Here is a 20,842-nt window from a genome sequence, read left to right on the forward strand (position 1 = left end):
TCGTCCGCCTCCGAATCAGTGTGGCACTTCGATGATCTATGGGTACGAATCGCAGGAATCGGCGACAACTCGTTAAAGTTAATGGCAGAAACTAATAATTGATTAAGATCCTTGTGGCGATTTGATCTATATCTAGTGGGTACTATTGTTTATGCACACCAAAATTTCGTGGAAAAGTTAACGGTCTCTTAATTATGACTTGCGCAGGTGATTCACGCCGGATTCCCGCCATATTGTGACACAGTTTCGTCACAATATGCCTACTCCATCTTTGGTTGAATCAATTTCGACAAAAGTTACTCGCATTGGGAGTCCACTTGCCGTAGCCCGTGGCGACCAGATTGGCGATGACGCGGCAGACATATTGCTTCTGCGCGGGGTCATTGTTAGGACCCGCATGGTATCTGGCTACCGCCATCGTCCATGTCTCGTGACGGTCATGCAGGTTGCGGAGGAATTTTGCCGCATACTCCACATTGCGATGCGGGTCGAACATATCTTCGGCCGAGCCGAAGTTTTCGCCATGATAGTAGTGGTTGATCTGCATGCAGCCGATGTCGATAAGCTTGGCGCCGCTGCTGCGGGCGACATCGAACTGTCTCATCGCGTCCTGCTCCGAGGGCGGAAAGACCGCCCTGCCTTCGACGTTCATGGCGTAGGGATAAAGCGAGCCCTTGCGGCCAGTCTCCGTCAGGCCGACCGAATAGAGGATGCCTTCCGGGATGCCGTATTTGGCAGCTGCCGACTGGATCTCACGCTCGCAGGCGCCGGTGGAAGCGATCGCCTCAGAGGTAAACGCCGCCAATGCCGCTGCTGCGGCCAGCAGAAACGTCTTCAATACCGGTCTCGCCTGCGCCATTGAAGCCCCCATCCGTCCGCTGTGCCGTCTGATTGTGGCGCTCGCGCGCCTCGCCGCCCTGCCCCTGCTGGGGGAGCGACTGCTGCTGAGAGGCCTGGCTTTGGCTGCCGGCCTGGTTGCCGGCGTCGCTGCGCTCGACCGGCGCCATGCTGATGGTGACGTTGTCGACGGCGTAGCCCTGGCTGCGCAGAGCTTCGAGAATCTTGCCGTGATCTTCCTTCATCTGACGGTACGCCGCGCCGGTTTCGACCTTGAGGTCGATGTTCAGGGCGTCGCCGGACAGGCGCATAGTCGCCGTCACCAAGCCGAGATCGAGCGGGTTCATCTGGATCTTCAGCGTATTGACCACCTTGCCGGTGCTCGTCCATTCCGCCGCGTTGGAGAGTGCCGAGCTCGGCTCCATGGCGCGCGCCCATTCGGAATCGCCGGAGAGAGCGGCGGTGACGGAGGCTGAATTCGAATTCTGCATCAGGCCGATATAGCGGCGCGATTCGAGGACCGAAACGTTTTCGACATCGGCCTTCTTCGAGCCATCCCGAGACCCGGCCTGATCCGTGCCGAGGTGAACATCCATAGAGACACCACGGCCATCGGCGCGGCTGATCCTGAACGTCCTGCCGTCGGCGGATTCGGCATTCTCCGATCCGGGAACCTTGACGTCATCCGCCTTGCCGCTGTCGACGTTGCCGCTGACGACCGCCAGGGCGTCCGACGCATGGCCGCCTGCCTTGGCGTCGATACCATCGAGTTTCTTGCCGTCAGGTTTGACTTCATCGGCTTTGGCGGAAGTGTGATGCGCGCCTGCTGCCGCCGATAAAGCGACCGCGCCGTCGGTCGGTTCCTGCTTCAGCAGGCCGAGGACATCGGAAATGCCGCCGTCATCAACGTCGCCGTCGTTGTCGGTGTCGGTTTCCAATGCGTCGGCCCTGGCGTGTTTGCCGCCTTTAGCCGCCTGAACGACCTCGTCTGCCGAGCGGTCCTTTGGGTCGAGCTTGCCGAAGGCAAGATCCGCCGGCATTTTGACCGCGGCCTTTCCAGGCTTTGCCGCGACCTTTTCGGCATTGGCGATCGTTTCCGGCTGCACCTCAGCCTGTGCCTTCAGCGCGGCGTCGCCGAGATCGATCAACGGTTTTGCGCCGTTGCGGCCGCGGATCGTCCGCGCCACTTTCTCGGCGCTGCCATCAGCAACCGCACCCTGATCCGGCTGCGCATCGTCGGCGTCGTCATTGGCGGTACCACCACTTGCCTTGGCAAGTGCGTCGGAGAAGCCATTCTTTTGGCCGGCCGTATCGTCTTTACCGGCCGGTCGCGCAGATTTCGTAATCGCGGCGGACTCCGCACCGGCGGCTCCGCCGGAGACGCTCATATCCATCATTGTTCGTTGCCTTCCTGCGCCAGAAGACCGTCGATCTCGTCGAGCTTGGACCGATTGGTCGTCACAAATGCGTTGAATGAGGGGTCGGTACCCTGGCTCTGGCCAGTCGATGCCACACCTCCCGGAACAGGCTCGGGAAGCGCGCCTGGCGCTCCCGGTTGCGTCGCTATAGCCGCAGCCTTTTCAGAAGTGATTTCTTGATTAGAAGTGTTAGGGTTCGAGGCTTGTGTCAGGCTTGCCGGATCGGGAGCGCGCAGGATCTGCTCGGCAATCGATCGCGCCGCCTCCTGCAGCGCCTGATCGCGCGGTGAAAGCGTGTTGCCAGCGATGTCGCTGACATTCTTCGCCGCCCGGTCGATATCCTCGGTGGGAAGGCCGGCCATGCCGCCATAGAAATTCGCCAGCGGACCGAAGGCATTGTCGGTGCCGCCGCCAAGCGACTGCACACGCTCGACCGCCATGTGGGCCAGCTCCGGCTTACCCGCGATCGCGGCAGCGCGGGCGATGCGCAGATAGACCTCGCGTTGGCGCGGCGCGTCCATGAAGGACAGGATGTCGATGACATCCTGCGGCTTCACGTCGTGATCGTGGCCGACGACGAGCGTGACGAAAAGATCGGCGAACTGGCTGGCATAGGGCGAATGCAGGAAGCGCCTGATATAACGCTGCGAATAGGCCATTCCCCGGTCGAGCATCCCCTTGTCGACGCAGATGGCGACCGAGCGGCGCAGCGCCGCTTCCTCGACGATCGTGCCCGGCGCCGCAAGGCGCGCCTGGTCGTAGAGATCGAGTGCGTCTGCCGGCTTCGTCGCGATCAGCACGTTGCCGCCGATCAATGCAAGGTAAGGGCCGATCTTCTTGTCGCGGTATTCCCTGGCGGTCTCCTCCAGCGTCTTGGCGACGAGCAGCCCCTTGCCGCTCAGATATTTTCTGAGCACATCGGTAACACGGTTGTCGAAATAGCCGTTGACGTCGTGGGCGATCAGATATTCCAGCGTCTGCGGATTGCCGCCGCTCATCGCGTAGATCAGCGCTGCGTCGACATTGCGGTCGTCATCGAAGACCGACGTATCGACGCTGCGCAGCCGCTCGTCGATCGTGCCCAGCATGAAGCGCTGCATCTCACCGGCCGAATGATCGCCGGAGACCACGGAATCCTGCACGAACTGCAGCGACCGCATCATCTTGTACGGCTCGAGATCGTCCGGATCCTGCGCCCTGCCTGCGGCCGACGAAAGCAACGCCAGGCCGAGGGCCACAAATCCGACATAGCGATACTGCCGACGCGCCATCCTGTTATCCTTGATCCGCCTGCACCAGAATCTCAATCCGGCGGTTGGTCGCGTTGAACGGGTCGGACGGCAGCTTCAGCCGACGGTCGGCGAAGCCCGAGACCTGGGAGATGCGCTTCTCGTCGAACCCGCCGCGCACGAGCATGTAATAGGCGCTCTGGGCGCGGTCCATCGAAAGCCGCCAGTTCTCATTCTGCCCGCCCTTGTACGGGCGCCCGTCCGTGTGGCCGCGGATGGCGACCGCGCCACCCCTCTCCTTCAGGATTGCGCCAATCTTTTCCATGGCGAGCACCATCTCCTGGCGTGGAACCGCAGAACCGATATTGAACATCGAATCGTCGTTCTGGTCGGAGATGCTGACCAGCAATCCGCCTTCGGATGCCGTCACGGTCAGGCCTTCGGCAAGCTTGCCGGCAACGCCGCCGATCTGCTGGGCGATCTGCTCCTGCAGCTGCTCGGCTTCCTTCTGCTGCTGCTCGGTCTCTGCCGCGCTCTTGTCGGCATCCTTCCGATGATCGGCGTCCTTTTGCGCTTCGGCCTTCTTATCGCCAGCCTTCTTGTCGCCGGACTTTTTGTCACCCGGCGCCTTGCCGTCCTTGGTCTCGGCCGCGGTCTTGGTTTCCTTGGGTTCCTGACCGGTGGCCTTCTGATCGGTGGTCAGCGGCATCGGCTTCATATCCTCGACCTTGGCGATCTCGGTTGTCCCGCTCTCGGCCGCCTGCTCGTCGTTCTTGCCCGGAGGGGTGGACTTGCCGGCTGTCGTGACCTCGACCTGCTTCGTCCAAAAATCTGGATCGAAGGGATCACGATAGGCCTCGCCGCCATCGGCGCCGGTGGCCGGGCCGGAATCGGCGGCACCGCCATCGCCCTTGGCGCTGACATTGGCCTGCTGGCCGACTTCCTGCGCGATTTCGGCGAGAACCGAATAAGGATTTTCGAAGAAATCGGCCTCGGAATAATTGGTCTGGTCACCTGATGTCGATGTCTGATCGTCACCATCCGCCGCCGATTTGCCGTCGTTCGGGTTTTCTTCCTTCTGTTTCGACTTTTCCTGCTTCTCCTCGCCTTCGGCGTTGTCGACGGGCTTCTTCAGTCCCTTTTCGGTCGGCTTTTCGTCGGAGAGCTTGATCGGATTGAAATAGGTCGCGACCGAGGCCTTGGTCTCCTCATTGGCGGCATTGACCAGCCACATGACCAGGAAGAACGCCATCATCGCCGTCATGAAGTCGGCATAGGCAATTTTCCACGCACCGCCATGGGCGCCATCGTGATCACCGCCGCCATGTCTCTTGACGATGATGATCTCGTTCTTGCCGTGGTGGTGGTTTTCGCCTTCGCTCATTCGAGAACTTTCTTCAAGCTGGCCGCCCAGGCGGACATACGGGTGACGATGACGGATTCACCGATTTCGACGGCAAGATCGATATCGTCAGTCTCAACGTGTCGAACCGCCCCGGCATGTTCGCCGAGTTCGGCCGTTAGGAGTTCGAAAAGCCGGGTCGGCCCGCGCACGACAATCGGGCCGGCGGCACCCTCGAGGATCGCGTCACGCAGCAGGACGGCGAGGCTTTCGGCAGCCTTGGCGGCCAGCGCTTCGGTCATCACAGGTGCTAAGGCGACGGCGGCGCCGGCGCTGACCAGCTGTGCGACCTCTTCGGCGATATCGCGAATGCGGGAGCCAATGACCGCCGCCGCCTCGACTTCGTAGCGAAGCTTCAGCTCCTCGAACTCACGCGCATGGACCTCGGCCAGCGCCCGCGCCTCGGCTTGGAATTTCTCGGTCAAATCAGCGGTGGCTGCGGCATGACCTTGCGCATAGGCTTCGCGGCGCTCCGCCTCGACGTCGATTGGCGGTTCGCTTGGCATTTCGGGAAAACCGTCGCCGCCGAAATCGTCGATGTCGATGATCGGCGCTGACGGTTCCGGTTCACCGAAGTCCTTCAAATACCGGGAAAGCGTAATGCTCATAAAAAACCATCCAGCATTCGGGAGGCATGCAGCATATCCACCCCCGCTCAAAACGACCTTGCGCGCCGGCATGTCGCTTCGAAACGGGCAAGGGCTTCACCTTGCGCCGGCACGGATTCGGACGATGCCTTCGTGCCGGAAACTAGGAAGTCAAACTTGCGCGAGGATGAATGGCGCCGCCATCCGCGATCGCGCTCACCTTTATTCCAGCAGAATCAGAATCTTGCTCGAAGCCGTGTTGAGGATCGAGATTGCTTCGACAGCCATCTGCTTCTGGGTTTCGATCGCCTTCTGCCGGATCGAAGCCTCGTCCATGTCGGTATCGACGAGCGCACCGACGCTCTTGTCGATCGAATCGGCGAGATCGGCAGTGTAATCTCTCTGATCGTCGATACGCGTCTTCATCACGCCGATCGAAGCAGCCGTCGTCGTCAGCGAGGAGAGCAGCGAGTCGGTCACATCAAGCATATCGGTGAGTTGCGCATCGGTCGTATTCTGGCCGATCGCAATTTCCGTCCCTGTCGTCGGCGTGGCCGAGTTGGCGTTCAGCAGATAGTAGTTGCGCGCCGTCGCGCCGTTGTTGTTGATCGCATTGGCGTCGACCGCCTTGGTGAACAGGCCACCGCTCGCATTGTTCTCGTCGATGAGGATGGTCTGCGACGACGGGAAATCGATGGTCCGGGCCTGATATTCGCCGGTCGGAGCGCGCACGAAGCTTGAGATGACCGACCATGTCGGGGGCGCCGTGGTATTGCCGTTCAGCAGCCAGTTCTCGCCCGCAAACGAGGTCGATTCAACGACCGTCTGCAGTTGCTGTTTGTATTCGCTGATCTCGGCGTTGATCTTGTCCTTGTCGGTGCCCGGCTCTTTCGCCGACACAAGCTTGGCACGAATCTGGCCCATGAGATCGATCGCCGAATTCATCGCCGTGTAGGTCGCGTCCACCTTGGCCGCGCCGAGACCGAGCGCATCCCCGATCGTCCCGAGATTGGTGCTGTCCGAGCGCATGACGGTCGCAACCGACCAGTAGGACGCATCGTCGGCGGCCGTCTCGATACGATATCCCGAGGACACTTGCTGCTGGGTCTGGCCGGCTTCTTTGTTGATGCTGCGCAGCACCGCAAGCGCATTCACCGCGGCCGCGCTGGTAATCTTAACGGTCATCGACAGGCTCTCGGAGTAAGGTAAAAGGGCAGGCCGGATTGCCGGCGGCGACTAAAGTGGCGTCATGCCTCCGGCAGCGTTTCTACCGGCGTGTCGCAAAAGCAAATCAACTCAAAGCGAGGTTAACTCGATATCAACCTGTTCGGCAAGAGCGCGGCGCTGAACTCGCCGCGCCGATCACGGCGGCAGGCAAGCTATTGATATAAAAGAAAAAACCGCGCCGTTTCGGGCGCGGTCCGGGAGGCTTTCTGCTTGCTGCCGAACGATGGCGCAAGATTCGGTCCAGCTTCAGCGCCTGGCTTAGCTGCGGAACAGCGTGAGGATGTTCTGCGCGCTGGAGTTGGCGATCGACAGCGACTGGATAGCCAGTTGCTGCTGCGTTTGCAAGGCCGTCAGCTTGCTCGATTCCTCTTCCATATTGGCGTCAACGAGGCGGCCGACGCCCGAGTCAATCGAATCACTGAGTGCTCCAACGAAGTTTTCCTGCAATTCGATGCGCGTGGAAATAGAGCCGAGCTGCGAGGCAGCCTTGGTCATGGCATCCAGGCCAGCCTCGATCGAGGTCAGGGCCATGGAAATCTCAGGCGAACCGAAGGTGCTGATGTCCATCGAGTAGATCGAGCCGATAGTGCCGTATGATGTGCCGATAATGCCGGAGCTCGTGTCGATCGTGCCAGTCGAGGTCATGCCGAAGAGAACGTTGCCCATGGAGCTCGTGTCCAGGATGTAATCGGTCGTCTTGACTGAGACATTGCCGCTGCCATCGCGCACGAAAGTAGAAACGACGCTCTTGGTGCCGTCAGCACCAGCAACCCAGTTTTCACCGGAGAAGGAAGCCGACTGCGCGATGCTCAGGAGCTGCTGTTGCAGCTGGCCGATTTCTTCCTGGACCTTGGTCTTGTCGACGCCCTTTTCGGTCGCGGCGACGATCTTCGCCTTGATTTCGCTGATGATGTCGATGGCGCTGTCCATGGCAGAGTAAGCGGTGTCGACCTTGGCGGCGCCGAGGCCGAGGGCGTCGGAGACGGCGGAGAGTGCCTTGTTGTCCGAACGCATCGTCGTTGCGATCGACCAGTAAGCCGCGTTGTCGGCTGCCTTTTCGACGCGGTAGCCCGATGATACGCGATTCTGCGTAGCCTCAAGGCCGTCATTGATTCCGCGGAGTGTCTGAAGCGCGGCCATGGCCGCGACGTTGGTCAAAATGCTGGTCATGAAATGATTGCCCCTTGTCGGCAGATGGAAAAAAGGGACATTCCGGAACGCTACCGGGAACGGGGACCAGCCTCATGCCTGTTAACCGATTCTTAGATTTGGTTAACCCACCGTCTCGTTGACCTGAGAAAACAGCATTATGGTTAATCGATCGTTAACGGACATTAAAAAAACCGCGCTCCATAGAAGCGCGGCTCGTTGCTGGGGGCTCGCCGGAGACCGGCGGGCCGATGTTTTCTGCGGTTATTAGCCGCGGAACAGCGTGAGGATCGTCTGCGAAGAGGAGTTCGCGATCGACAGCGATTGCACGGCCAGCTGCTGCTGGGTCTGCAGAGCGCTGAGCTTGGAGGATTCTTCTTCCATGTCGGCGTCGACGAGGCGGCCGACACCGGAGTCGATCGAGTCGCTGAGTGCGGACACGAAGTTTTCCTGCAGTTCGATGCGCTTGGAGACCGAGCCGAGAGCAGCGCCGGCGCTGGTCATGGACTTCAGAGCCGATTCAACGTTCGTCAGAGCCGACTGGATCTCGCCGAGGGTGAAGTTGGTGATGTCCATCGCGTAGACAGAGCCGGTCGCGCCATTCGACGTGCCGAGAATACCCGTAGAGGTTTCAACCGCGCCGCCGCTCATGCCGAACAGAACGTTGCCCACGCTGCTATCGTCGAGGACGTAGTCGGTCATCACGACCGACACGGCGTTGGAGCCGTCACGGACGAAGGAGGCAACGACGTTCTTGGTGCCGGAAGCGCCGGCCACCCAGTTTTCACCCGAGAAAGAAGCCGACTGAGCGACGCTCATCAGCTGCTGCTGCAGCTGGCTGATTTCTTCCTGGACCTTGGCCTTGTCGACGCCGTTTTCAGTGGCGGCAACCAGCTTGGCCTTGATGTCGCCGACGACGTCGATGGCGCTGTCCATGGCGGAATAAGCGGTGTCGACCTTAGCGGCGCCGAGGCCGAGAGCGTCGGAAACAGCCGAGAGAGCTTTGTTGTCCGAACGCATGGTCGTTGCGATCGACCAGTAAGCAGCGTTGTCGGAAGCCTTGCCGACGCGATAGCCGGACGAAACGTGAGCCTGGGTTGTCTGGAGACCCTGGTTGATGCCGCGGAGAGTCTGGAGGGCTGCCATTGCAGCGTTATTGGTGTTGATGCTCGTCATAGTTTAATTGCCCCTTGTTGGCAGATTTTAAGAAGGGACATTCCGGATTTTCGGCCGGCCCACAGCGATCAGCATCATGCCTGCTAACCATTTTTTGTTAAGGTTAACTCGCCGTTTCGATGGGCCTAGAAAACACCAAGATGGTTAAGGAAAGCTAAATCCAAACTGGAAATTACTTAAAAATATCTGAGACTTAGAAGAGTTTTCATTAACCTTATGTTAAAACATTTCGCGGCCGGGGATGACCCGGCCGCGAAACTTGGAAACCTTGTGCCGACCGGTCTTAGCGGAACAGCGACAGGATGTTCTGCGAAGAGGAATTCGCGATCGACAGCGACTGGATCGCCAGCTGCTGCTGGGTCTGCAAGGCGCTGAGCTTGGAGGATTCTTCTTCCATGTTGGCGTCGACGAGACGGCCGATACCGGAGTCGATCGAGTCGCTGAGGGCGCTGACGAAGGTGTCCTGGTTGTCGATACGCTTGGAAAGCGAGCCGAGAGCAGCACCGGCGCTGGTCATGGACTTCAGAGCCGATTCAACGTTGCTCAGAGCCGATTGGATCTGGCCGGCGGTGAAGCTGGTGATGTCCATCGCGTAGATAGAACCGGTCGCGCCATTCGACGTACCGAGGATACCCGTGGAGGTTTCGACCGAACCGCCGCTCATGCCGAACAGAACGTTGCCCGCAGAGCCACTGTCGAGAACGTAGTCGGTCGTGGTGACCGAAACGGCGTTGGAGCCGTCGCGAACGAAGGAGGAAACGACGCTCTTGGTGCCGGAAGCGCCGGCCACCCAGTTTTCGCCGTTGAAGGAAGCCGACTGAGCGACGCTCATCAGCTGCTGCTGCAGCTGGCCGATTTCTTCCTGGACCTTCGCCTTGTCGACGCCGTTTTCAGTGGCGGCAACCAGCTTGGCCTTGATGTCGCCGACGACGTCGATGGCGCTGTCCATGGCGGTGTAAGCGGTGTCGACCTTCGCAGCACCCATGCCGAGAGCGTCGGAAACCGCAGAAAGCGCCTTGTTGTCCGAGCGCATGGTCGTTGCGATCGACCAGTAAGCCGCGTTGTCGGATGCCTTGCCGACGCGATAACCGGACGAAACGTGAGCCTGGGTTGACTGGAGACCCTGGTTGACGTTGCGCAGCGTCTGCAGAGCGGCCTGTGCGGAAGTGTTCGTGTTAATGCTTGTCATAAATCTGTCCCCTGGAAACTAGATACAAAAAGGAGGACATACCGGACTGTAGTACCGGCGATGACGGACCAGCTTCATGCTACTCGGCGCCTTTTTTTGTTTGGCCCAAACCCGTCATGTCCAGGGCAATCTCGCAGCCAATGCTTGCCAACTTCTTAAAAACAGAGGGTCCGTGCCGGCTCCTTACCTCGTATAGTTAATGCGGGCTGAATCTATTGCTTCGCATGCTAACGTACCGAGAAAGAAACCGTTTTCTCTCAGGGAACGAAGCGTTTCATGAGGCGCACCGGTTTCAAGCAAGGTTCGCATGGCAATGTGACAGGCGCCGGGATAGCACCATCAGACCGATCCACCCTTTTCGGGGAGGACAAACCGTGCATGCGCCGGGCGATCGACAGCCATGCCAGAACATTTCCTTCACGGAGTTGGGTTTTGAACAGCAAAGTTTCGTTCTCTGCGGCATCCAAGGATTACCAGCTGGGCCGCTACACACAGTCCCTGGCAACGCTCAACCAGCTGATGGATATCCAGCAGGACGCCAAGACCTATGCGCTGCTGGCCAAGAACCTCGTGCAGCTCGGCTTCAAGGCCGATGCCGCGAAAGCCTATGGTCTGGCCGGCAACTGCGAAGGACCGAACGCCTACGAATATCAGAAGCAAGCTGCCAAGCTGCACTATGAGACCGGCAACGAGGACGACGCGCTGCTGATCGCCATGCGAAATCTCGCCAAGGCGCAGGAAGATGCGGAACTCGCCTTCATCATCACCGCGATCTATCTGAAACGCCAGCAGCGCGATATCATCCGTCCGTTCAAGACCGTGCTGTCGGAAAGCATGAATCCCGATCACATGCGCCTGGCGGCCCTGCTGCTCAGCGACGATCTCAACGACGCAACCAACCAGAAGCTGGCGCGCAACCTCTTCAAGCGTTTTCCAGGCAATCACGCCTTCCGCTTTCTCCACCTTGTTTTCGCCCGCGAATTCAACGAATTCGAAGAGGCAGCCAAGCATCAGGCGGTGATCGACGCGGCCCTTGCAAAGGGCGATACCGAGATCCTACGCAAGGACAACCCGTTCTATCACCTGCACTGGTGCGGCAACGAAGACTTCAACCGCTATGCGACGATCGGCACCACACCTCTCAACCAGGAACGGGTGACCTTCCGCCGTAACCAGCCACACGTCTGGTCGGACAAGATCCGCATCGGCTACATGTCGTCGGACTTCTGGGATCGCCACGCGACGATGAAGCTGCTGCAGCGCATCCTCGAACTGCACGACAAGGATCGGTTCGAGGTGACGCTCTTCTGCCATACAGGCCCGGAATACCTAAAGCACAACGACACCGATCGCAGCCGTTGGGGCAGGATCGTCACCGTTCACGGCTTCTCCGACCGGGCGATGCTGGAAACGGTGCGCGCGCATAATATCGACATCATGGTCGACCTGAAGGGTCATACATCAGGCAGCCGCGCGACTGCTTTCAACCTGCCGCTGGCGCCGGTACATGTCGGCTGGCTCGGTTTTCCCGGCAGCACCGTCAATATCGACCTGGACTATGTCATCGGCGACCATTCGGTGTTGCCCGAGGTGGCCAAGCCTTTCTATCACGAAAAATTCTGCCGACTGCCGGAAAGCTACCAGCCGAACGATCCGATGCATCGTCCGAAGCCGCGCGCCGTCACCCGTGAGCAGCTCGGCCTGCCGGAAGATGCCTTCATCTTCGCCTCCTTCAACGGCAACCGCAAGATTACGCCTGAGGTAATCGACAGCTGGTGCCGCATTCTCAAGCGCGCGCCGAACAGCGTGCTCTGGCTGATGGCGAATTCGCCGCGCAACCAGGCAAATCTCTTGAAGCAGTTCCAGGCGGCAGCCATTTCGCCCAAGCGGATCATCTTCTGCCCTCGCGCTCCCTACGAACAGCACATCGACCGTCAGCAGGCGGCCGACCTCGGCATCGACACCTTCCCCGTCAACGGCCACACGACCACCTCGGAGCAGCTCTGGGGCGGCCTGCCGGTCCTAACCGTCAAGGGCACCAACTTCGCCTCACGCGTCAGCGAGAGCCTGCTGCGGGCCATCGGCCTACCCGACCTCGTCGCAAGCGACCTGCAGGACTACGAGGATATGGCCGTGGAACTGGCCGAGAATCCCGGGCGGATCGCCAGATACAAGGCACACCTCAAGGAGAAGCGCTATATTGCGCCGCTCTTCGATGCCGAACGGTTCTGCGACCATCTGGAGCAGGCCTACGAAATCATGGCCGCGCGCGCCAAGCAGGGTCTCGCACCCGACCACATGAACATTGCGGCGCTGCCGCCGCGCACCGCGCCGTTCGCCGCGGAGTGAGGCTTTTAACGCCACGAAAGAACCCGCCGGGGCAATCCGGCGGGTTTTCACGTTTGGAAAAGGAAGAGGCCGCAGCCTGTCAGTTGAATGAGCGCACCAGGCTGCCGACAAGCAGGTTCCAGCCGTCGATCAGCACGAAGAAGAGAATTTTGAACGGCAGCGAGATCGAGGTCGGCGGCAGCATCATCATGCCCATCGCCATGGTGATGGTAGCGACGATCAGGTCGATGACGAGGAACGGCAGGACGACGAGGAAGCCGATCTCGAAGCCGCGGCGAATCTCGGAAATCATGAAGGCCGGGATCAGCACACGGTAGTCGATCGGATCGGTCGTCTGGATATTTTGTCCGCGTTCACGCGCCAGATCGACGAAGAGCGCCAGATCCTTGTCGCGGGTATTGGCCGACATGAAGGTGCGGAACGGTTCGGCGATCCGCTGGACCGCCTCGGTTTCGTTGATCTGATTGGCAAGCAGCGGCTGCACGCCGTTCTGCCAGGCCTGATCGAAGGTCGGCGACATGACGTAGAAGGTCATGAACAGCGACAGCGACAGAAGGATCATGTTGGAGGGCGTGGAGGAGAGGCCCATGCCTGAGCGCAGGATCGAGAAGGCGATGATGAAGCGCGGGAAGCTCGTCACCATGATCAGGATGCCCGGCGCGACCGAAAGAATAGTCAGCAGGCCGAAGGTGCGGATGATCCAGGCGGCGACGGAGCCATCGACCGGCACGTTCAACAGGTTAGTCGGCAGCTGCTGTGCCACCGCCAGTTCCGGTACCGCTATCATGGCGGCAAGGAAAACTATGAGACGAATCATTCGATGACAAATGTCCTGAACATGACCTTCGATACGCGCCCTTGCGAGCGAAGGTCAACACGTTCCTGTATGTCATCCTTGAGATATTGAAAGCCCCGCGGCCCCTCGATCTGCTGCAGGGAAACGGTCCTGATATATGCGAGGATATCCTGATGAATATCCTCGGAAACCTTGACATCCGGCGGCCCGTTGAAGAGCAGCGCGACCTCAAGTCGGACCCAGTTTTCGGAGGGGTAAGCGAGATTCGACGTGATCGGCTCGAGCTGGACGACGTTGTTGGCCTCGGTGGAGATGTGGGCCAGGCCTTCCTCACCCTTTTTCTTCGCTTCGGCGTCCTTGGCCTGCTCGGCCTCCTTGGCGCCCTTGATGTTGGGCGCGACGATCGTGCCGACCGCCCAGCCGCCACCGGCGCCGAGCAGCGTCAGGACGGCGACGCCGATGATCGTCATCAGCGTGCCGGATTTCTTCTTTGATTGATCTGCGCTTGCGTCTGGCTCTGCCATCGTCGTTCAGCCTCAAAGCGGCGAGAAAAGATCGACGGCCTGCTGGCCGCGCGGAGGCTGCTGCACTTCCATCAGGCGGCCGCGGCCACCGTAGGAGATGCGGGCTTCGGCGATCTTGTCGTAGGAGATCTGGTTTTCGGCATTGACGTCCTGCGGACGAACGATACCGGCGACGTTCAGGATACGCAGTTCCTGGTTCAATCGGACTTCCTGCGAGCCCGATATGACGAGGTTGCCGTTTTCGAGAATGCCGGTGACGACGGCGGCGACCAGCAACGTCAGCTTGTCGGTGCGCTCGATCTTGCCCTTGCCGTCGGTGCTGGTGTCGGAGCCATAGGTCAGGTCGGTCTTGGACTCAGGCGTCCAGCCGAAGATCTGGGCGTTGACGTCCCAGTTCATGCCGCTCGAATTCTTGCGGCTGCGGTTGGTCTCGTTGTCGAAAGAACCCTTGTCGTTGATCTGAATGTCGACGGTCAGGATGTCGCCGACGTTGAGCGCGCGTGCATCCTTGAAGAGCGCCGCCTGTGAATCGCTCCACAGCGAATAACCCTGCGCCACAGCGCGCGGCTGCTTCGGATAAAGCGCCATCTGCGGCGTCTGGCCGTAGGCAAGGCCGCTGCCGATCGGGCTCATGGCGGGCGCACGGCCGATCTCGCTGACTGCCGTCGGAGACTGGCAACCCGCAAGGAGTGCGAGGGCGGCAATCGCGGCCGGGAGACGCATATTCATGAAGGATCCTTCGACGTATTGGGATCGGACGCACTGGCGATGACGCTGGCGATGGCCGCGGCCTTCTTCGCGTCCATCTCGTTGAGGATGAGGCTCGACTGACGCGGTCCGAGCCGCATGATCACGGCGGAGGCCACCTCGATCTTCATATCCTGCAGCTGGAGTGCGGCCACATCCGGCTTCATCTTCTTATAGATCTCAGTGAGGCCGGCTTCAGCCTGCTTCAGGAAATCGTCGCGCCGCTTCAGCCAGTCCTGGTATTCGGCCTTGCGTTTATCCATTTCCGCCATGCGGGCGTCGATGTCGGCGCGAAGCTTTTCCAGCTCCTGCTTCTGCAGGAGGTAACGCTGGTCGCGGGCGGGGTCGGCGATGTTGGTGCAGAACTGCTTGACCTCGTCCTGGGAGATGATGTCTCCCGCCGGCGCATGCTCCTGCGCGAAGGCGCCCGGGATCGACAGAAGGACGAGGCCTGCTGCGGGCAGTGCCAGCCGGCGCAGCAATTGCAGGACCGTCATGTCAGGGTTGATGAACTTTATCATTGCAGCACAAGCTCCGCCTGCAGGGCGCCTGCCGACTTGATGCCCTGGAGAATGGCGATGATGCCATCCGGCTTCACGCCGATATTGTTGAGACCGGCGACGAGGGTCCTGAGGTCGGGACCGTCGATGATGGCGACGCGCCCGCCGGTCTGCTCAGCCGCGATATCGGTCTGCGGCTGGACGGCGGTCCGGCCCTGCGAGAAAGGTTCGGGCTGGATGATCTGCGGCGTCTCGGTAACCTGAACCGTCAGTGTGCCGTAGCTGACTGCAACCGGCGAAACGCGGACGTCCGAGCCGATGACGATCGTTCCGGTGCGCTCGTTGATGACCACCTTGGCCGGCGTATCGGTTTCGACGATGAGATTTTCGAGGTCGGCCATCAGCCGGGTGAGATCGGCCGTGCGCGGCTTCTGGATCACCACTTCCTGCGAATCCTTGGCTTCGGCGACCGGGCCGCCGAAGCGTGCCGAGGCATAACCGTTGACGATGTCGGCGATGCGGATTGCCGTCGAGAAGTCGGGGTTGCGCAGCTGCAGGACGAGATTGACCGAGTCCTTGAAGCGCGACGGAAGTTCGCGTTCGATGATCGCGCCGCCGGGCACGCGGCCGGCGGTCGTCACGCCTTCGGTCACCGTTGCGGCCTGGCCCTGCGCCTGAAATCCGGAAACGATGGCGGCGCCCTGCGCGACGGCATAGATCTGGCCGTCGGCGCCGGAAAGCGAGGTCATGACGAGCGTGCCGCCGCGCAGCGACGTCGCATCGCCGAGCGAACTCACCGTCACGTCGATGCGGCTGCCGGGGCTAGCGAAGGGCGGCAGGTTGGCGGTGACCATGACGGCCGCCGTGTTCTTGGCGTTGGACTGGCCGCCCTGAGTCGAGATGCCGAGATTCTGCAGCATCGCCCGCATCGACTGCTCGGTGAAAGGCGAGGCACGGAAGCCGTCGCCGGTTCCCTGCAGACCGACGATCAGGCCATAACCGATCAGCTGGTTGTCACGGCCGGCCTGAAGCGAAGCGATATCCTTGATGCGGGAGGTCAGCGCCCAGGCGGGCGCGACGTCGGCCAGGCTCATGGCGAAGACCGCGACAAGGGTCAAGAAACGGAAGAACAATTTCATTTTGCCCTCACATGGACCGTGCCGTCCGCAAGCACCGTGCCGCTGACGATAACCCCGGAATCCATATTGCGTGCGCGCACGACCTGCCCGGTCGAGCCGTCTTCGAGCGGCGAGCCGGCAGCCGAGATCGTCATCGCGCCAAGCGAAAAGACCAGGCGGATCGACGAGCCGCGGGTCACCGTATAGGCTTCGCGCAGACCCGAAACCGAAATCGTGCGGCCCGGCAGCAACGTGCGCTTGGAGACCATGCCTTCGACCTGGGAAATGGATTTGGCAAAATCGCCGGCGAGGTTGGGGTTGGTGACCTCGACCTCCTGAAGCTGGCTGGCCGACAGTGTGTCGCCGGGGTAGATGATCGTCGTCGGGACGACGGCATAACCCATGCCGGCACCCGCGTCCGCGGGCAAGAAAATGCCCGCGACTGCGATCGTGGCTGCCGCCACCCATCCTGAGATGTGTCCTGCCCGGCAAAACATCATGTTTCGGCCCTTCCCTCTACTTCAGGTTCTTGCTGACGACGGTGGCCATTTCGTCAGCGGTGGTGATCACCTTGGAATTCATTTCGTAAGCGCGCTGGGCCGAGATCAGCTCGGTAATTTCCTTCACCGGGTCGACGTTCGAGGATTCCAGATAGCCTTGCTTCATGTAGGCGAAACCTTCCTCGTCGGGATTGCCGACGACGGCTTCGCCGGAGGCAGCCGTTTCCTGGAAGAGATTGTCGCCGATCGGCTGGAGGCCGGCCTCATTGACGAAATCGGCAAGCGTCAGCTGGCCAAGCGTGGTCGCGGTCGTCGCGCCGGGCAGCTTGGCCGAAACCTGGCCCGAGCGGCTGATCGTCAGCTCGGTCGAGCCCGTCGGAATGGTGATGCCGGGAAGGACCTCGTAGCCGTCGATGGTGACGAGCTGGCCCTGCTCGTTCTTGTTGAAGGCGCCGGCACGGCTGTAGAGCGTCGTACCGTCGGTCGATTGGATCTGAAAGAAGCCCTTGCCGATCAGCGCCACGTCGAGGTCGTTGCCGGTCTGGGTCAGTTCGCCCTGGAGATGCAGGTTGCGCACCGCCGAGGTCTGGACGCCGAGGCCGATATTGGCGCCTTCCGGGACGACGGCCTGGTTGGCGCGGTTGGCGACACCCTTGGCGCGTTCGGTCTGGTAGAGAAGATCGGAGAATTCGGCGCGAGCGCGCTTGAAACCCGTCGTATTGATGTTGGCGATATTGTTCGCGATGACTTCCAGATTGGTCTGCTGGGCATCCATGCCCGTTGCTGCGATGGCGAGCGCTCTCATGTGTTCGTCCTCAATTCAGTTACATCTGCATCTTGGTGACTTCGAGAAAGGCCGAGACGACCTTGTCACGGATGGCGATCGCGGTCTGCAGCGTCTGCTCGGCCTGGAGCATGGAATCGACGACTTCACGCGTCGTCGCCGTGCCCTTGATGCCGGCAAAGGACATGCTTTCCGCACCCTTCAGGCTGGTGACCGCGTCGGTTGCCATGTTGCCCATGACGGAGGCAAAGCTCATGCCGTTGGCCGCACCTGCGGTGCCCGGCATGGTGGCGGCAGACGACGAGGCGGAATTTTCGGTGTCGACGGCGCCAAGCGCTCGGGTCATCGAAAGGTTGCTGACATTCTGGACGCTGCTGATCATTATTATTGGCTCTTCAGGAGGTCGATCGTGGAGGAGATGAGATCGCGGGTCTGCTTGATGGTCTGCAGATTGGCGTCATACGAGCGGTTGGCTTCGCGCATGTCGGCCATCTCGACGAGGATGTTGACGTTCGGCAGTTTGACGACGCCCTTCTGATCCGCGGCCGGATTGCTGGGGTCGAATTCGGTGCTGAAGTCGCCTTCGTCGACGCCGACCTTCTTGACATCGACCGTCTCGACGCCGCTGGCGCGATCCATCTGCTGGCCGAAGGTGATCGTCTTACGGCGATAGGGGTCGGCTCCAGGCGTGTCGCCGGTCGAGCGAGCGTTAGCGATGTTTTCCGAAACGATGCGCAGGCGCGTCGACTGCGCCTCGAGCCCGGAACCGGCGATTTTCATTGCTGCTGAAAGCGGATCCATGAATTTTTACTTCCTGACGGTCATCAACATCATGCGGTTGAAAGAACTGACCAGCGAGGTGTTCAGATCGTACTGGCGCTTGATATCGCCCGACTTGGAGAGCTCTTCGGCCACACCGACGGTATTGCCTGATTCCTGGACGCCGATTTCCTGGTCGAGTGCGGCGTCCTTGACGTCGATATCGCCGCTGGCGCTGAAATCATTGCCGCTGAGATGGGCCGGATTGGTGCGCGTCATGGTGATGTCGGACTTGTCCAGCACGGCGTCGAAGGGCGTGACGTCCTTGGCGTGGAACTTCGGGGTGTTGGCATTCGCGATGTTGCCGGCAACAACCTGCTGACGGATCGTCAGCCATTCCGCCTGTCGCGAAGCCAAGTCGAAAAGTTGGATCGGTTGCATGAGACTCTCCGTTTTTACTGTCCCGAACCTAGTGCGGTAATCTTGCGTGGGACTTACGGGAATTCAGGTTTCAAGGCGCTTTTCGGGCAGCGCTGCGCTCAAAAAAACAGGGGCTCCGGCCGGTTCGCGGCGGAGCCCCTGTTGCCTTCGGCGTTGGCCGACAGGTTCAATTATTCTGGTAGGTATCGCCCTTGGAGGTAACGATCACCCATTTGCCGTCGCGCTGCTCGAGTGTCGCTAGGCGGCTCTCGTCGGGCAGGATCGAACCGATGCGCACCACATACATACCCGAGGGATCCTCGATCAGCGCCCGGCCGTTGGAAACGTGCAGCAGGCGGAAGGAAGACTTGCCAGGGAAAGGCTGATCCTCGGGTATGGGGCGGCCATTGCGTTCCTTGCCGAGGTCGGAAACCGTTGCCGTCGTCAGCGGATCGATCGGCGGGGCCTTTTTGTCCGGCTCGTTCTTGTTGATCATGGCAAGCGGCGAGACGCTGAAGACGTTGCGGGCCGGCCAATCCGGCAATTCGCGCGAATTGTCGCTGGCGGCGACGTTGATGCCGAACTTATCTTCGTTGAAAAATACATACCACGGAAAGAAGGCGGAAGCGCCGGCAAGCGCCAGGCCGGTGAAAGTCAGAAGCCGATCCAGGATGACGGTCTTCCGGCGCTGCTTCAGAGAAGCGATGCGTTCGTCGTCGAATTCAGCCACGTCTATCTCCTCTGAATGGGTGCGCCCTGATTGCCCATACCGGCTGCAGCTTTGAGCGCGCCGGCGAGATCGGCGAAGGCATCGGCCGAGTCGCGGTCGCCCGGCGACTGTTTCAGGACGTCGTAAATGATCGGTACCTGCTTGACCGCCATATCGAGATCGGGATCGGCACCCTGGCGGTAACCGCCGATTAGGCGCAGGTCGCGTGTTTCCTCGAAGCGATGGATCAGCACCTTCAGCCGCGAGACCAGCTTTTCCTGGTCCGGCGTCCAGGCCTTGCGGGCAAGACGCGAAATCGAGGCTAGCGGATCGATCGGTGGGTAACGCCCTTCTTCGGCGAGGCTGCGTTGCAGGACGATATGACCGTCGAGGATGCCGCGCGTCGAATCAGCGATCGGGTCGTTGTGGTTGTCGCCGTCGACGAGAATCGAGATGATCGCCGTGATGGTGCCGGCGCCCTCGGGGCCGGGACCAGCGCGCTCCAGCAGGCGCGGCAGCTCGGTGAACACGGAAGCCGGGTAACCGCGTGCGATCGGCGGCTCGCCGGAGGCAGTCGCCACCTCGCGGATCGCATGGGCGAAACGCGTGACGCTGTCGACGATGAAGAGAACATTCTCGCCCTTGTCGCGGAAATGTTCGGCGATGGTGACGGCCGTCAGCGGCGCCATCTTGCGCAGCATCGGGCTCTCATCGCTGGTTGCAACGACGGCGATAGCCTTCTTCATATTGCTGCCGAGCGTATCCTCGATGAATTCACGCACCTCGCGGCCGCGTTCGCCGACAAGCGCAATGACGACCTTGTCGAAGGCGTCGGCGCGGGCGAGCATGGACAAAAGCGTCGACTTGCCGACACCGGAACCGGCGAAGATGCCGAGGCGCTGCCCGAGGCAGAGCGGCGAGAAGATGTCGATCGCGCGTACGCCGGTCTTGAAGCCGGTCTGGACACGCTTGCGGGTCATCGAGGGCGGCGCGGTATTGGCGATCGAGCGGCGATCGAGGCCCTCGGTGATCGGACCCAGCCCGTCGATCGGTTCGCAGAGCGAGTTGACGGTGCGCCCGCACCAGCTGTCAGACGGTGAGATACGAAACGCGCCCTTGCGGATGACCGTATCGTTGATGCCGATCGGCTCGCCTGGTTCGATCGGGCAGACATAAATCAGGTCCGGCTCGACGCGAACGACCTCACCCAGATGGACGCCGGTCGCCGATTTATGGGCGACAAACTCACCGAGGCGAACATGGCGGGAGAGACCGCGAACCGTGTAGTGGCCTGCGGCGATGGTCTGCACGCGACCGCCATGGGCAACCGCGAACTCCGGCGATGCGTATCGGTCGACGAGATCTGCCAGATGCGCCAATTTTGGGGAAAGACCGTCCTCGGACAGTAGTGTGGTGCTCATG

The 20,842-nt window shown here is 60.7% G+C and carries 22 protein-coding genes; 1 reads left to right on the forward strand and 21 read right to left on the reverse strand.

Features of this window, described 5'->3' with window-relative positions:
* Positions 1–280: 280 nt before the first annotated feature.
* The 9 genes from HJB84_RS12705 to HJB84_RS12745 all read right to left on the reverse strand — a co-directional run bounded on the left by HJB84_RS12705 (position 281) and on the right by HJB84_RS12745 (position 10,214).
* Positions 281–838, reverse strand: coding sequence for a lytic transglycosylase domain-containing protein (locus HJB84_RS12705; protein ID WP_207582946.1), 558 nt, complete (start codon positions 836–838; stop codon positions 281–283).
* The gene (locus tag HJB84_RS12710) at positions 786–2,234 is read right to left on the reverse strand and encodes a flagellar hook-length control protein FliK (RefSeq protein WP_221116087.1); all 1,449 of its coding nucleotides are present in this window, start codon (positions 2,232–2,234) and stop codon (positions 786–788) included. Before HJB84_RS12710 ends, HJB84_RS12705 begins: the two co-directional genes overlap by 53 nt.
* Complete coding sequence (motC, locus tag HJB84_RS12715) at positions 2,231–3,526, reverse strand: chemotaxis protein MotC (RefSeq protein ID WP_221116088.1); 1,296 nt, start codon at positions 3,524–3,526, stop codon at positions 2,231–2,233. Before motC ends, HJB84_RS12710 begins: the two co-directional genes overlap by 4 nt.
* 4 nt (positions 3,527–3,530) lie before the next feature.
* A complete protein-coding gene (locus HJB84_RS12720; RefSeq protein WP_207582943.1) occupies positions 3,531–4,868 on the reverse strand; it encodes a MotB family protein in 1,338 nt (445 codons plus the stop codon).
* Positions 4,865–5,494 (reverse strand): hypothetical protein, encoded by a 630-nt coding sequence (locus HJB84_RS12725; protein WP_221116089.1) that lies wholly within the window; start codon positions 5,492–5,494, stop codon positions 4,865–4,867. Before HJB84_RS12725 ends, HJB84_RS12720 begins: the two co-directional genes overlap by 4 nt.
* A gap of 201 nt (positions 5,495–5,695) precedes the next feature.
* Positions 5,696–6,658 carry a flagellin gene (locus tag HJB84_RS12730; RefSeq protein WP_221116090.1) on the reverse strand — a complete coding sequence of 321 codons (963 nt, stop codon included), beginning with the start codon at positions 6,656–6,658 and terminating at the stop codon, positions 5,696–5,698.
* A 300-nt stretch (positions 6,659–6,958) separates the two neighbouring features.
* Positions 6,959–7,870: a flagellin gene (locus HJB84_RS12735; RefSeq protein WP_207582940.1), complete on the reverse strand. Its 912-nt coding sequence runs from the start codon at positions 7,868–7,870 to the stop codon at positions 6,959–6,961.
* A 246-nt stretch (positions 7,871–8,116) separates the two neighbouring features.
* A complete protein-coding gene (locus HJB84_RS12740; protein WP_207582939.1) occupies positions 8,117–9,025 on the reverse strand; it encodes a flagellin in 909 nt (302 codons plus the stop codon).
* A 283-nt stretch (positions 9,026–9,308) separates the two neighbouring features.
* Complete coding sequence (locus HJB84_RS12745; protein WP_221116091.1) at positions 9,309–10,214, reverse strand: flagellin; 906 nt, start codon at positions 10,212–10,214, stop codon at positions 9,309–9,311.
* A gap of 378 nt (positions 10,215–10,592) precedes the next feature.
* Between HJB84_RS12745 and HJB84_RS12750 the strand changes: the two genes are divergently transcribed.
* Positions 10,593–12,563: a glycosyl transferase gene (locus HJB84_RS12750; RefSeq protein WP_221116092.1), complete on the forward strand. Its 1,971-nt coding sequence runs from the start codon at positions 10,593–10,595 to the stop codon at positions 12,561–12,563.
* Positions 12,564–12,642: 79 nt separating this feature from the next.
* On the opposite strand, the gene fliP is transcribed toward HJB84_RS12750, so the two are convergent.
* The 12 genes from fliP to fliI form a co-directional block, all read right to left on the reverse strand.
* Positions 12,643–13,380, reverse strand: a complete 738-nt coding sequence (gene fliP / locus HJB84_RS12755; protein ID WP_207582936.1) for a flagellar type III secretion system pore protein FliP — start codon at positions 13,378–13,380, stop codon at positions 12,643–12,645.
* Positions 13,377–13,883, reverse strand: coding sequence for a flagellar basal body-associated protein FliL (gene fliL / locus HJB84_RS12760; RefSeq protein ID WP_207582935.1), 507 nt, complete (start codon positions 13,881–13,883; stop codon positions 13,377–13,379). The genes fliP and fliL overlap by 4 nt, the downstream gene beginning before the upstream one ends.
* A 12-nt stretch (positions 13,884–13,895) precedes the next feature.
* A complete protein-coding gene (gene flgH, locus HJB84_RS12765; RefSeq protein WP_007633287.1) occupies positions 13,896–14,612 on the reverse strand; it encodes a flagellar basal body L-ring protein FlgH in 717 nt (238 codons plus the stop codon).
* Entirely contained in the window at positions 14,609–15,151 is a 543-nt protein-coding gene (locus HJB84_RS12770) for a MotE family protein (RefSeq protein WP_207582934.1), read from the reverse strand. The genes flgH and HJB84_RS12770 overlap by 4 nt, the downstream gene beginning before the upstream one ends.
* Positions 15,148–16,269 carry a flagellar basal body P-ring protein FlgI gene (locus tag HJB84_RS12775; protein ID WP_207582933.1) on the reverse strand — a complete coding sequence of 374 codons (1,122 nt, stop codon included), beginning with the start codon at positions 16,267–16,269 and terminating at the stop codon, positions 15,148–15,150. The genes HJB84_RS12770 and HJB84_RS12775 overlap by 4 nt, the downstream gene beginning before the upstream one ends.
* Entirely contained in the window at positions 16,266–16,748 is a 483-nt protein-coding gene (gene flgA / locus HJB84_RS12780; RefSeq protein WP_207582932.1) for a flagellar basal body P-ring formation chaperone FlgA, read from the reverse strand. Before flgA ends, HJB84_RS12775 begins: the two co-directional genes overlap by 4 nt.
* A 16-nt stretch (positions 16,749–16,764) precedes the next feature.
* Positions 16,765–17,553, reverse strand: coding sequence for a flagellar basal-body rod protein FlgG (gene flgG, locus HJB84_RS12785; protein WP_164006538.1), 789 nt, complete (start codon positions 17,551–17,553; stop codon positions 16,765–16,767).
* 19 nt (positions 17,554–17,572) lie between these two features.
* Positions 17,573–17,914: a flagellar hook-basal body complex protein FliE gene (locus HJB84_RS12790; protein WP_207582931.1), complete on the reverse strand. Its 342-nt coding sequence runs from the start codon at positions 17,912–17,914 to the stop codon at positions 17,573–17,575.
* Positions 17,915–17,916: 2 nt separating this feature from the next.
* On the reverse strand, positions 17,917–18,333 hold the full coding sequence (flgC, locus tag HJB84_RS12795) for a flagellar basal body rod protein FlgC (RefSeq protein WP_007633309.1): 417 nt from the start codon (positions 18,331–18,333) through the stop codon (positions 17,917–17,919).
* Positions 18,334–18,339: 6 nt separating this feature from the next.
* Positions 18,340–18,732, reverse strand: coding sequence for a flagellar basal body rod protein FlgB (gene flgB, locus HJB84_RS12800; RefSeq protein WP_207582930.1), 393 nt, complete (start codon positions 18,730–18,732; stop codon positions 18,340–18,342).
* Positions 18,733–18,898: 166 nt separating this feature from the next.
* The gene (locus HJB84_RS12805; protein WP_221116093.1) at positions 18,899–19,441 is read right to left on the reverse strand and encodes a flagellar protein; all 543 of its coding nucleotides are present in this window, start codon (positions 19,439–19,441) and stop codon (positions 18,899–18,901) included.
* Positions 19,442–19,443: 2 nt separating this feature from the next.
* A complete protein-coding gene (gene fliI, locus HJB84_RS12810; RefSeq protein WP_207582928.1) occupies positions 19,444–20,841 on the reverse strand; it encodes a flagellar protein export ATPase FliI in 1,398 nt (465 codons plus the stop codon).
* Position 20,842 lies beyond the last annotated feature (1 nt).

Source organism: Rhizobium sp. NZLR1b (assembly GCF_019685155.1).
GTDB lineage: Bacteria > Pseudomonadota > Alphaproteobacteria > Rhizobiales > Rhizobiaceae > Rhizobium.